Below are 11,722 nucleotides of genomic sequence, written 5' to 3' on the forward strand. Positions count from 1 at the left end.
TCATGACCACTGAGGCAGAGACCCGGCCGGCGGACGCTGCGCCCGATCGGCCGGGTGCGATCAACGCCGTACCGGTGCGGCATCCCGGTCGCTGGGTGGCGATCGCGGTGATCGTCGTCCTGGTGGCGATGCTGGTGCACCTCCTGGTCACCAACAAAGCGTTCGACTGGAAGTTCGTCTTCGAGGCGATGAACCAGCAGCCGGTGATCAACGGGTTCCTCAAGGGCACCCTGCTGGTCACCGTGCTGTCGATGATCGTCGGTGTCGGCGGCGGTGTCGTGCTGGCCGTGATGCGGCTGTCCGACAACCCGGTCCTGTCCGGGGTGTCGTGGGTGTTCACCTGGTTCTTCCGGAGCATCCCGCGGTACATCCTGCTGTTCACGATGGGCACGCTGGGGATCCTGTTCCCGCAGGGCATCGCGTTCGGGATCCCGTTCGACTGGAAGATCATCGACTGGCTCGGGATGTCCGGCGACTGGCGGTTCTTCACCCTGGACGCGAACCAGGTGTTCACCGGGCTCGTCGCCGGTGTCATCGGGCTCGGTCTGTCCGAGGCGGCGTACATGGCCGAGATCGCCCGGGCCGGGATCATGAGCGTGGACCCGGGGCAGGCCGAGGCCGCGGAGGCGCTCGGGATGAGCCGCGGCAAGGTGATGCGCCGGGTGGTGCTGCCGCAGGCGATGCGGGTGATCGTGCCGCCGACCGGCAACGAGACGATCGCGATGCTGAAGGACACCTCGCTGCTGCTCGCGGTCCCGGTGATCGGCGAGCTGTTCTACCAACTGCAGTCGATCGGCAGCAACTTCTACAAGACGTTCCCGATCGCGGTCGCCGCGACTCTGTACTACCTGCTCGCGACCAGTGTGCTGATGGTCGGTCAGTACTTCCTCGAGCGGCATTTCGGTCGCGGCTTCGGGAACAAGGCCCCGCGGGCCGCCCGCCCCGCCGGCGCAGGAGGTGCGTGATGCCACTCGTTCATGCGGTGAACGTGACGAAGTCCTTCCACCACAACGAGGTGCTGAAGGGCATCGATCTGGACGTCGACCGCGGCCAGGTGGTGTGCCTGCTCGGTCCGTCCGGCTCCGGCAAGACAACCTTCCTGCGGTGCATCAACCAGCTCGAGACGATCGACGGCGGCCGGATCTGGGTCGACGACGAGCTGATGGGGTACGCCGACCGCGACGGGAAGCTGTACCGCCTGAAGAACAAGGAGATCGCGGCGCAACGGCGTGAGATCGGGATGGTCTTCCAGCGGTTCAACCTGTTCCCGCACAAGACCGCGCTGGAGAACATCGTCGAGGCGCCCACCCAGGTCAAGGGCGAGTCGAGGAAGGCGGCCCGGGAGCGGGCGATGAAGCTGCTCGACCGGGTCGGCCTCGCGGACCGGTGCAACGCCTACCCCGCGCAGTTGTCCGGCGGCCAGCAGCAGCGGGTCGCGATCGCCCGGGCCCTGGCGATGCAGCCCAAGCTGATGCTGTTCGACGAGCCGACGTCGGCCCTCGATCCCGAACTCGTCGGTGAGGTGCTCGCGGTGATGCGCGAGCTCGCCCTGGACGGGATGACGATGATCGTGGTGACCCACGAGATGTCGTTCGCCCGGGAGGTCGCGGACACAGTCGTCTTCATGGACGGCGGCGTGGTGGTCGAGGCCGGCCCGCCGAAGGACGTGATCGGCAACCCGCAACACTCCCGCACCCAGGCATTCCTCTCCCGCCTACGCTCGGAGCACGAGCACCCGTAAGACAAGTTCTTTCCCTCCGTCGGCCCGTTCGCCGTGCATCAAGCTCGTTGAGGTTGGATGATGTACGGCGTGGTGGGTCGATACGAGGGAGACGATGTGAGCAGCACGGGACGAGCCGCTGAGGTCCGCCTGAGTATCCCGGCGGACAGTGCCTACATCGCCGTACCGCGGTCGGTGGTCGGGAACCTCGCGGCCCGGAACGACTTCACGCTGGACGCCATCGACGACCTGCGGATCGCGGTCGACGAGGCGTGCGCGCTGTTGCTGCCGCAGTCGGCCGACGGCGTGCTGGAGTGCGTCTTCGAGATCGATCCGCCCCAGTTGACGGTGCGGACGAGTGCCGTCGTACCCGACGGCTGGCAGCCCGACACCAGCTCGTTCGGCTGGACCGTGCTGACCGCACTGGTGGAGACGGCCGCCGCCGAGACCCTCGACGGTCGACTGACCATCACCGTGACGGCCACCGCGACCGCCACGGAGAGCCTGTGAGCGAGCGTAGCGAGCGAACCATGAGCAGAGCACTGTTATCAGTCGCGCCGGAGCCGAGCGCCAGCGAGGCGGAGGCGTGACTGACGAGCGCGGCCCGGAAACACAGGAGTCCCCAGATCTTCGTACCCGGACGGCCGCGTTCTTCCGGCAGATGGCGGCCGGTCCGGCAGATCCGGGGTACGCCGGGGCGCGCGAGGGCCTGGTCGCGCTGCACATGCCATTGGTGGAGCACCTGGCGCGCCGGTTCCGCAACCGGGGCGAGCCGTACGACGATCTCGTGCAGGTCGCCACGATCGGGTTGATCAAGGCGATCGACCGGTTCGACTCGGACCGTGGTGTCGAGTTCTCGACGTACGCGACGCCGACGATCCTCGGCGAGATCAAGCGGTACTTCCGGGACAAGGGATGGGCGATCCGGGTGCCGCGGCGCCTGCAGGAGCTGCGGTTGTCGCTGACCGCGGCGACCGCGGAGCTGACGCAGGAACTCGGCAGGGCGCCGACGGTGGCCGAGCTGTCGGACCGGCTCGGGCTGTCACCGGACCTGGTGATCGAGGGCCTGGAGTCCGCGAACGCTTACAACACGTTGTCTTTGGACGCTCCCGATCAGAACGAGACGGATGCGACCACGGTCCTGGACGGCCTCGGCGGCGAGGACGAGGCGCTGGAGAGCGTGGAGTACCGGGAGTCGCTGAAACCGCTCCTGGCCCAGCTCGACACCCGGGAGAAGCGGATCCTGACGCTGCGGTTCTTCCGCGGGATGACGCAGTCCCAGATCGCCGAGGAGATCGGGATCTCACAGATGCACGTCTCCCGGCTGCTCGCCCGGACGCTGACCGAACTCCGGGCCGGCCTGCTCAAGGAGTAGCCCAAGGGATAACGAGCCTTAGAGCACCGGGTGATCGTTGGAGCCACCACCGATCAGGGCCTCGGTGGAAGCCTTCTGGAACACGCAGACCAGGATCACGACGGCGAGTACGGCGAGGACGACGGCGATCGTCCGGGCGCCCCCGTTCCAGACGCTGTAGGCGATCAGGAGCTGGATCAGCTGCGTGAACACTGTCGGCCCCCGGCTCCAGCGGCGGGCCTTCCACAGGCCGCGGACGGCGACGAAACCGAGCCCGGCGCCGTACAGGATGAAGAAGGCGGTCGTGGTCAGCCCGAGCACCAGCCGGGAGCTGTGAATCGTCAAGGCTTCGGCAATTCCGAGAACGATGAGCACAAGCCCTTCCACAGCGACCACTGCCGCGGCTACTTTGAGCGGTCTCGGGACGGCGGCAACTGGGGAGTCGGTCGGCACTTCGCCAGCTTAGTGCCCGTTCCCGAGGCGGTTCGCGAGACCTGGGCCCTACAGGGATTTGAGGTTGTGCGTAACCAAAAGAAGGTTGCAACGGTTACTTGCAGTGAACGGGTGATTGCGAAAGGGCCGCTCTGTCCGATAACCGGATGGAGAGAACCGCCGCGCTCCAGTTCGGAGTGTTAAGGAAGCGTTGTGATCGGATCGACAACTGCATAACCCTTGTTTCGATCCCCCAAGATTGGGAACATGGACTCGTTCGTGAAAGCGTTCACAACAGACGCGGCACCAACCCCCCGTGCCTCACGAACCGACGAGTACAGCACCGCTGATTGGGCACAGACCTACCCGTCAGCATACGTCAACTACTGAGAGAGATGGGATCCGCCATGGATTGGCGCCACCGGGCCGTATGCCTCGACGAGGACCCGGAACTGTTCTTCCCCATCGGCAACACCGGGCCGGCGATCATGCAGATCGAAGAGGCCAAGCAGGTGTGCCGACGCTGCGACGTGCGTGAGCAGTGCCTGGCGTGGGCTCTCGAAGCCGGCCAGGACCACGGTGTCTGGGGCGGTCTGAGCGAGGACGAACGTCGCGCTCTGAAGCGCCGCAACGCCCGCCAGCGCATCCGCACCGCCTGAGCAAGTCCTCTTTCGGGGCCCCGCGGAAAGTACCGCGGGGCCTTTGTGTTTCCCGCCGCTGCCGGTCGTTCAGTGGGCCGGGGTCGACGACACCTGCGACTCGGCCGCGGGGACGGCGAAGGAGCGCGGCGAGGCGCCCATGGTTTTGAGGATGCCGGAGAGGAAGTCACGGGTCTTGTTCGGCCGTGGCGCCGCGATGCAGAGCGCTTCCATGGTCTCTGTGTACTGATCGAGATCCTCGATCTTGTCCAGGTAGAGCGCGCTGGTGAGGTGCTCGATGTACACGATGTCCGGCAGATCCTGCTCCGCGAAACGAAGGATGCTGTACGCGCCGGCGGACCCGGAGTTGCAGCTGACCGTGAACGGCAGCACCTGAAGCGTGACATTGGGCAGCTCGGTCATGGCGATCAGGTGCTCGATCTGCAGCACCAGCGCCTTCTCTCCACCGATCGGCCGGCGAAGCGCCGACTCGTCGACCACGGCCCAGAGTCGCACCGGCTCCGGGCGGGTCAGGACGCTCTGCCGGCGGACTCGTAGCGCGACCCGTCGGTCGACCTCGTCGGCGGGAATCACGCCACGACCGAGCTGGACGGTGGCGCGGATGTACTCCTCCGTCTGCAGCAGCCCCGGGACGAACTGCAGCTCGTAGGTACGGATCATGAAGGCAGCGGCCTCGAGATCCAGGTACGAGTGGAACCAGCTCGGCAGGACGTCGCCGTACCGGTGCCACCAGCCGGGGTTGTTCGCCTCGCGAGCGAGGGCGAGCAATCGCGCCCGTTCCTCGGCGTCGTCCAGGCCGTAGAACGAGAGGAGGTCGTCGACGTCACGTTCCTTGAAGCCGACGCGGCCGAGCTCCATCCGGCTGACCTTGGACTCCGAGGAGCGGATCTCCCAGCCTGCGTCCGACCGGCTGAAACCTGCGGCCTCCCGCATCCGGCGTAGATGCGCGCCGAGGATGATGCGCAGCGCGGTCGGCCCGCTCTGCGCGCCCGACTCGGTCACGCCCGCCTCCCTCCAACGCCGTGCACGCGCGGAACGCTGCATCGGTGCGCGCGCGCACGGCCCGGCAGGACAGTCACTCCTTCTTGGCGATCCCAGCCATCAGGATCCGCTGCCACGGCTGCAACTCCGCCGCGTCCGGAACGTCCGCGTCGGGTTCCTCCGGGAACCAGCGGGCGAGGAAATCCAGGCCCGGAGGTACCAGCGGCAGTCCGAGGAAGTGCTGCTCGATCCGCTCCGGGGTCCGGATCCAGCCGTTGCCGAGGCTCTCCAGACCGGCGCGCTCCATGTTCGTCTGCAGCGGCTCACCGGTGTCGACGAAGTCGGTGATGAACAGATAACTGCCGGGGGCGAGCGCGTCCATCAGGGTGCGGACCCACTCGTCCGGCTTCTCGTCGTCGTGGAAGTGCATGTGGATGCCGACGATCATCAGCGCGATCGGACGGCTGAAGTCCAGGTGCTGCCTGATCTCCTCGTTGTCGAGGATCGCCTGCGGGTCACGAAGGTCGGCGGTGACCACGATGGTGCTGGCATTGGTGGCCAGCAGGGCCTGGCCGTGCGCCAGCACGATCGGGTCGATGTCGACATACACCACCCTGGCGCCCGGAGTGACCTCCTGCGCCGCCTCGTGGGTGTTCTTCTGCGTCGGCAGACCGCTGCCGATATCGAGGAACTGGTCGATCCCCGCGGAGCGGGCGAGATAGTGGACGCCCTTCACCAGGGCCTCACGGTTCTCGGTCGCGCATCGGCCGGCATCCGGCACGTACTTCAGGTACATCGCCGCCCCTTCGCGGTCGGCGGCGAAATTGTCCTTGCCGCCGAGCAGAGCGTCGTAGACGCGAGCGATGGTCGGTTGGGAAGTGTCGAAGCTCGGAATGGCATCCGGCTCGTCTGAGGTCGCCATCGGCAAAGCCTTCTTGATCGGGGAGTCTTGAAGGTCATCGTAGGGGTAGGCGCGGCCGTGTGGACACACTGTGTAGCAAGTCGGCGACAATCAATCGATCGCTCTCCGCAGTGACTGATTCGTCAGCTGGATCAGTCTTTGACCGGGATGTCCAGGGTGACCTGAGCGCCGGGGCGGCCGTCGTGGCGGTTGCCGAAGACGAGGGTTCCGTCCAGCTCCCCGATGACGAGGGTGCGGACGATGGACAGGCCGAGATTCCCGGACAGTTCGGAGTCGAAGTTCGCCGGCAGTCCGGAACCGTCGTCGATCACGTCGATGTGCAGCCGGCCGACCGAGCGTTCGGCGGTGAGCTCGATCGTCCCGCTCGCCGCTCCCCCGTCCCGGGCTCCGAACGCGTGCTCCACCGAGTTCTGCATCAGCTCGGTCAGCACCATCGCCAGCGGTGTCGCGATCTCCGAGTCCAGTACGCCGAACGATCCGCTCCGCCGCGTCTCCACCGCGGTCGCCACCGTCGACACGTCCGCGACCATCGCGCCGACCCGGTCCGCCACGTCGTCGAAGTCCACGTGCTCGTCGAACGACTCCGACAGCGTCTCGTGGACGATCGCGATCGACCCGACCCGCCGGACCGCCTCGGCCAGCGCGACCTGTCCTTCCGGGACGGTGATCCTCCGGGCCTGCATCCGGAGTAACGCGGCGACCGTCTGCAAGTTGTTCTTGACGCGATGATGAATCTCCCGGATGGTCGCCTCCTTGGTGACCAGCTCCCGTTCCCTGCTGCGCAGCTCCGTCACGTCCCGGAGCAGGATCAGCGCCCCCACGTGCTGCCCGTCGGCCCGCAGCGGGATCGCGCGCAGGAAGAGCGTGGCGTCGGAGTTCTCGATCTCGATCTCCTTGGCCGCGCGCCCGGTGACCACCGACGCCAGGACGTCGTCGACCTTGTGCCCGGACTGCAGCAGGTCCGCGGTCACGTCCTTCAGCCGCGAACCGACCAGATCGGTGACGAGACCCATCCGGCGGTACGCCGACAACGCGTTCGGGCTCGCGAACGTCACCATCCCGTGCCGATCGACCCGGATGCAGCCGTCACCGACCCTTGGCGTCGTGGACAGCAGCCGTTCCCCGCCGTACGGGAAGATGCCGTCGGTGATCATCCGGGCCAGGTCCGTCGCGCTCTGCAGGTACGCGATCTCGAGGCGGGACGGGGTGCGGACGCCGAGCAGGTTGGTGTTCCGCGCGATCACCGCGATCACCCGGGAGCCCCGGCGGACCGGGATCGTCTCGACCCGGACGGGTACGTCGTCGCGCCATTCCGGGTCGCCCTCGCGGCAGATCCGGCCGCCGTCGTACGCCTGGTCGAGCAGGTGCCGGCGGCCGCGCGGGATGAAGCTGCCGACGATGTCGTCCAGGTACGCCGTGGGCCCGGTCGTCGGGCGCATTTGCGCCCCGGCCCAGAACCCCAGCCCTTCGGTGTCCGGCAGCCAGAGCACCAGGTCGGCGAACGAGAGATCGGCCAGCATCTGCCAGTCCGAGACGAGCAGCTGCAGGCGGTCCAGGTCGGCCTGGTCCAACGTGGTGTGGTTGCGCGCCACATCGCTCAAAGACGGCACGACCCGATGCTACCGAGCGCTTATACCAGCCCACCGGGTGGTCCGCTCGACAAGAGGGCGGGTGTAGGTGTTGATTGATCAGGCACAGATGAAAGGATGCTCGGGTGGAGTCGACGTACTGGCAGGACGTGATGGCCGCGGACTACGCGGTGCCGCACGACCGTACGCTGACCGAACTCACCGAGGAGCTCGTGCGCGGCCTGGCGAGCACCAACCCGCAGGTCCGTGACGCCCTGGCCTACCCGACGCTCGCCACCTGGCTGGAGCGCGGGGTGTACGACGACCTGCTTCCGGGGTTCGGGGACGGCCTCTGCGCCGGGCTGAACTACGGCCTCGGTGAGGACGGCACCGACACGGTCTTCCGGCGCTCGTTCACGGCGCTGACGCTGGCGGAGGTGATCCACCGCGACAACGCCGAGTTCCTGGTGCACGACGAGGTGGTGATGCGCTGGGGCGATCGGCTGGCGACCTGGCTGCTGCGGGAGCGCGACCTGCGCGGGTATGTCGCGGACTGCGGCTGGGCGCATGCCGTTGCCCACGGCGCCGACGCGATCGGCGCGCTGGCGAGGTCCAGGCACTGCGACGCGGGTGTCCTGCGGGCGCTGCTCGACGTCCTCGCGGACCGGATCGTCAAGGACACGCCGTACCGGTGGGTGCACGAGGAGCACGACCGGGTCGCGCACGCGGTGATGACCATCCTGCACCGGAACATGCTGACCAGTGACGAGCTCGAGCGCTGGCTGAAGCCGATCGCGGCGACCGCGGCCCAGCAGCCGTTGATGCACGAGACCCTGCCGGAGTGGCCCACACCGAACGTGTTCAACGCCCGCGGCGTCCTGCACGTCCTGCTCAGCCAGCTCGCGATCGGTGTGAAGGGCTTCCCGATCCCGGGCGACGACGACCTCTTCGGCCGCCCGATCGAGGCACGCGCCGACCTGCTGCTGATGCTGACCGAAGCGGTCCAGTCCTCACAGCCGTACATCTACCGGCCGGCGACCAGTTCTTCCTAAGGCAGTACGGCGGCCGTTGCCACGATCGCCCTATGGTCGGTCCCCTCGATCGGGTACGTCGTGAACTGGCCGGGCTCGAACCGCCGCGACACCACCACGTGGTCGATCTGCGTCCGCAGCACGGCCGGCTGATCCGCGGGCCAGGTGCCGTTCAGCCCACCGCCCACGGCCGGGCCCACGCTGCGGCAGTAACCGCCCAGCGCCTGCCGGAAGTCCGCGTGGTCGAGGGTCGCGTTGAAGTCGCCCGCGACAACCGTCGGCGGATCCTGCGCGCACCATCGCCGTACCGCCTGCAGGTCGGTCTTCCAGGTGGTGACCGAGTCTGGCAGCGGCGGGAAGCCGTGGTACGCGACCAGCCGGATCGCGCCGAGGTTGCCGCCCGTCACGACGATGTTGCCGAAGCTCGTGCCGGCCTCGGACGCGAACGCGACGTCGCCGAGTGACGCGGACACGAGCACACTCGTGGCGCTCTCCGGCGCCCCGCTCGGCTGGGCCGTGAAACCCTTGTACTGCTGGTCCTGCAGCTGCGCCCGGATCTCCTCACGGACGTCGACCTGTGCCTCCGGCAACGAAACCAGGTCGGGTTTGCGATCCCGGATCACCTGCGCGACGTCCGCGGCGCGGGCGCCACCACCCAGCACGTTGGCGACCATGATCGTCAGTACCCGGGCCCCGGCCGGCGCGGGCCGTGCGTGGGAGAACTGCCGCGATGCGGTCAGCGCTGCACCGACCAGCGCCAGTACGGCGATCAGCGCCGCGGCGATCCGCCAACCCCGGCGTACCAGCATCACCAGGGCCAGCGCCAGAACGACGACCAGACCCTGCGGACGGAACGCGGCGAGCTGCGCGAACGGGGTCACCTCGTCCAGTCCGAACAGCTCCGGATACAGCGGCACGGCAACGACGACGAGGAACAGCACGGACAGCACGACGCGCCGTACGAACCATGCCTTTTCGTTATCCATGCACCAACCTGTAGCCACTAGTACCTGCTGTGATCGAACGGTAGCGTGCTGCGTTGCGCCTGTGTCCCGAGGAGGTTTGCAGTGTCCCGATTGTCCGCGGTCAAACCCGCGTACTGGATCTCCGGTGTGCTTCTGGTGGTGGCTGTCGTCGTACCGCTGCTGGTGCCGACGTACGCCAAGGTGGACCCGCACCTGTGGGGTTTCCCGTTCTTCTACTGGTATCAGCTGATGTGGGTCTTCCTCTCCGCGATCCTGGTCAGCATCAGTTACAAGCTGCTCCGCACTGAGGAGCGCAGGCGGCGGGCAGCGCAGGGACTTGGTGACCCTGACGCCCCCGACGCCGCTGCCGGTGACGCGAAGGAGGGTGGCCAGTGAACACCACGGTCGACTGGGTGCAGCTGACCATCGTCGTCGTGATCTTCGCCGGGGTCACGGCGATGGGCTTCATGGCGTCCCGCTGGCGGAACACAGGCCGTCTGGACAACCTCGACGAGTGGGGTCTGGGCGGTCGCGGGTTCGGCACGTTCATCACCTGGTTCCTGCTGGGCGGCGACCTGTACACGGCGTACACCTTCATCGCGGTCCCCGCGGCCATGTACGCGACCGGTGCGATCAGCGGCTTCTTCGCGGTGCCGTACACGATCGTTGCCTACCCGATCGTGTTCATCTTCATGGCGCGGCTGTGGTCGGTCTCGCACCGGCACGGGTACGTGACACCGGCTGACTTCGTCGGCGGCCGCTACGGCAGTAAGGCGCTGTCACTGGCGGTGGCCGTGACGGGCATCCTGGCCACGATGCCGTACATCGCCCTGCAGCTCGTGGGTATGCAGGCGGTGTTCGAGACGATGGGTCTGGGCGGCAACAACACGCTCGCCAAGGACCTGCCGTTGCTGATCGCGTTCGCGGTGCTGGCGGCGTACACATACTCCTCCGGTCTGCGCGCGCCGGCGATGATCGCGTTCGTCAAGGACATCCTGATCTACCTGGTGATCCTGGTCGCGATCTTCTACCTGCCGCACGTGCTCGGCGGCTGGGATTCGATCTTCGGTGCGGCGCAGGAGAAGCTCGCCAAGCCGAACCCGGCGACCGGCAAGCCGACCGGGGCCTTCATCCCGGGCGAGTCCGGCTACGTGTCGTACTGGACGCTGGCGCTGGGATCCGCGATGGCGCTGTTCATGTACCCGCACTCGGTCACGGCGGTGCTGTCGACCAAGACGCGGAACGTCGTACGGCGGAACGCGACGCTGCTCCCGGCGTACTCACTGCTGCTGGGTCTGCTCGCCCTGCTCGGCTTCATGGCGATCAAGGCGAACGTCAACGTGAAGGGCCTGGACGGCCTCGCGAACCCGCAACTGGCGATCCCGCGGCTGTTCGACCAGGAGTTCCCGTCCTGGTTCGCGGGGATCGCGTTCGCGGCGATCGCGGTCGGCGCGCTGGTGCCGGCGGCCATCATGTCGATCGCGGCGGCCAACCTGTTCACCCGCAACATCTACCGCGACTTCATCAAGCCGTCCGCGACGCCGGCGCAGGAGGCCAAGGTCTCCAAGCTCGCCTCGCTGCTGGTGAAGGTCGGCGCGCTGGTGTTCGTGCTCGGAATGGACAAGACGGTCGCGCTGAACCTGCAGCTGCTGGGCGGGATCTGGATCCTGCAGACGTTCCCGGCGATCGTGGTCGGTCTGTACACGCGCTGGTTCCACCGGTACGCGCTGCTGGCCGGCTGGGCGGTGGCGATGCTGTTCGGCACGATCTCGGCGTACAACGTGGTGAACCCGGCGACCAAGAAGCACTTCGGCGGTTCGATCGCGAACATCCCGGGCACAAGTACGCCGGCCTACATCGCGCTGACCGCGTTCGTGCTGAACCTGGTCGTCGTGATCGCGCTGACGTTCCTGTTCCGGGCGATCAAGGTGCCGGACGGCAAGGACAGCACGCACCCGACCGACTTCGTCGCGGACCGCGGCGACCCGGGCGTGCAGGAGCTGCCGGAGATCATCGACGAGGGCGGGGCGGCGACCGCCAAGTCCTGAGGTGTTGGCGACGGCGGCCCGGAGGGTTCCGGGCCGCCGTTA

13 protein-coding genes are annotated in these 11,722 nt (G+C 67.4%); 8 read left to right on the plus strand and 5 right to left on the minus strand.

What is annotated here, in order from left to right; genetic code table 11:
• The first annotated feature begins 2 nt into the window (after positions 1–2).
• The 4 genes from ACLJOO_RS00750 to ACLJOO_RS00765 all read left to right on the plus strand — a co-directional run bounded on the left by ACLJOO_RS00750 (position 3) and on the right by ACLJOO_RS00765 (position 3,095).
• On the plus strand, positions 3–965 hold the full coding sequence (locus tag ACLJOO_RS00750) for an amino acid ABC transporter permease (protein ID WP_410784794.1): 963 nt from the start codon (positions 3–5) through the stop codon (positions 963–965).
• Positions 965–1,741, plus strand: a complete 777-nt coding sequence (locus ACLJOO_RS00755) for an amino acid ABC transporter ATP-binding protein (RefSeq protein WP_410784795.1) — start codon at positions 965–967, stop codon at positions 1,739–1,741. Before ACLJOO_RS00750 ends, ACLJOO_RS00755 begins: the two co-directional genes overlap by 1 nt.
• Before the next feature lie 96 nt (positions 1,742–1,837).
• Complete coding sequence (locus ACLJOO_RS00760; protein WP_410784796.1) at positions 1,838–2,230, plus strand: ATP-binding protein; 393 nt, start codon at positions 1,838–1,840, stop codon at positions 2,228–2,230.
• A 76-nt stretch (positions 2,231–2,306) separates the two neighbouring features.
• Positions 2,307–3,095 carry an RNA polymerase sigma factor SigF gene (locus tag ACLJOO_RS00765; RefSeq protein WP_410784797.1) on the plus strand — a complete coding sequence of 263 codons (789 nt, stop codon included), beginning with the start codon at positions 2,307–2,309 and terminating at the stop codon, positions 3,093–3,095.
• A gap of 18 nt (positions 3,096–3,113) precedes the next feature.
• Here the strand turns inward: ACLJOO_RS00765 and ACLJOO_RS00770 are convergent, their stop codons facing one another.
• Positions 3,114–3,449 carry a hypothetical protein gene (locus tag ACLJOO_RS00770; RefSeq protein WP_134007287.1) on the minus strand — a complete coding sequence of 112 codons (336 nt, stop codon included), beginning with the start codon at positions 3,447–3,449 and terminating at the stop codon, positions 3,114–3,116.
• A gap of 464 nt (positions 3,450–3,913) precedes the next feature.
• Between ACLJOO_RS00770 and ACLJOO_RS00775 the strand changes: the two genes are divergently transcribed.
• Positions 3,914–4,165: a WhiB family transcriptional regulator gene (locus ACLJOO_RS00775; RefSeq protein ID WP_130383822.1), complete on the plus strand. Its 252-nt coding sequence runs from the start codon at positions 3,914–3,916 to the stop codon at positions 4,163–4,165.
• A 69-nt stretch (positions 4,166–4,234) separates the two neighbouring features.
• Here the strand turns inward: ACLJOO_RS00775 and ACLJOO_RS00780 are convergent, their stop codons facing one another.
• From ACLJOO_RS00780 to ACLJOO_RS00790, 3 genes are all read right to left on the minus strand, one after another.
• The gene (locus ACLJOO_RS00780) at positions 4,235–5,167 is read right to left on the minus strand and encodes a helix-turn-helix domain-containing protein (protein WP_410784798.1); all 933 of its coding nucleotides are present in this window, start codon (positions 5,165–5,167) and stop codon (positions 4,235–4,237) included.
• 73 nt (positions 5,168–5,240) lie between these two features.
• A complete protein-coding gene (locus ACLJOO_RS00785) occupies positions 5,241–6,068 on the minus strand; it encodes an SAM-dependent methyltransferase (protein ID WP_410784799.1) in 828 nt (275 codons plus the stop codon).
• 131 nt (positions 6,069–6,199) lie between these two features.
• On the minus strand, positions 6,200–7,678 hold the full coding sequence (locus ACLJOO_RS00790; RefSeq protein WP_410784800.1) for a sensor histidine kinase: 1,479 nt from the start codon (positions 7,676–7,678) through the stop codon (positions 6,200–6,202).
• 104 nt (positions 7,679–7,782) lie between these two features.
• Here ACLJOO_RS00790 and ACLJOO_RS00795 point away from each other — a divergent pair, with 104 nt between their 5' ends.
• Positions 7,783–8,688: a DUF2785 domain-containing protein gene (locus ACLJOO_RS00795; protein ID WP_410784801.1), complete on the plus strand. Its 906-nt coding sequence runs from the start codon at positions 7,783–7,785 to the stop codon at positions 8,686–8,688.
• On the opposite strand, the gene ACLJOO_RS00800 is transcribed toward ACLJOO_RS00795, so the two are convergent.
• Positions 8,685–9,653 (minus strand): endonuclease/exonuclease/phosphatase family protein, encoded by a 969-nt coding sequence (locus ACLJOO_RS00800; protein ID WP_410784802.1) that lies wholly within the window; start codon positions 9,651–9,653, stop codon positions 8,685–8,687. The genes ACLJOO_RS00795 and ACLJOO_RS00800 overlap by 4 nt on opposite strands.
• A gap of 81 nt (positions 9,654–9,734) precedes the next feature.
• On the opposite strand from ACLJOO_RS00800, the gene ACLJOO_RS00805 reads away from it, so the two are divergent.
• Together ACLJOO_RS00805 and mctP are read left to right on the plus strand one after the other, a co-directional pair.
• Positions 9,735–10,028, plus strand: coding sequence for a DUF3311 domain-containing protein (locus ACLJOO_RS00805; RefSeq protein WP_410784803.1), 294 nt, complete (start codon positions 9,735–9,737; stop codon positions 10,026–10,028).
• Positions 10,025–11,680 carry a monocarboxylate uptake permease MctP gene (gene mctP, locus ACLJOO_RS00810; protein ID WP_410784804.1) on the plus strand — a complete coding sequence of 552 codons (1,656 nt, stop codon included), beginning with the start codon at positions 10,025–10,027 and terminating at the stop codon, positions 11,678–11,680. Before ACLJOO_RS00805 ends, mctP begins: the two co-directional genes overlap by 4 nt.
• Positions 11,681–11,722: the final 42 nt, after the last annotated feature.

It is taken from the genome of Kribbella sp. C-35 (assembly GCF_046549195.1).
Classification (GTDB): Bacteria; Actinomycetota; Actinomycetes; order Propionibacteriales; family Kribbellaceae; genus Kribbella.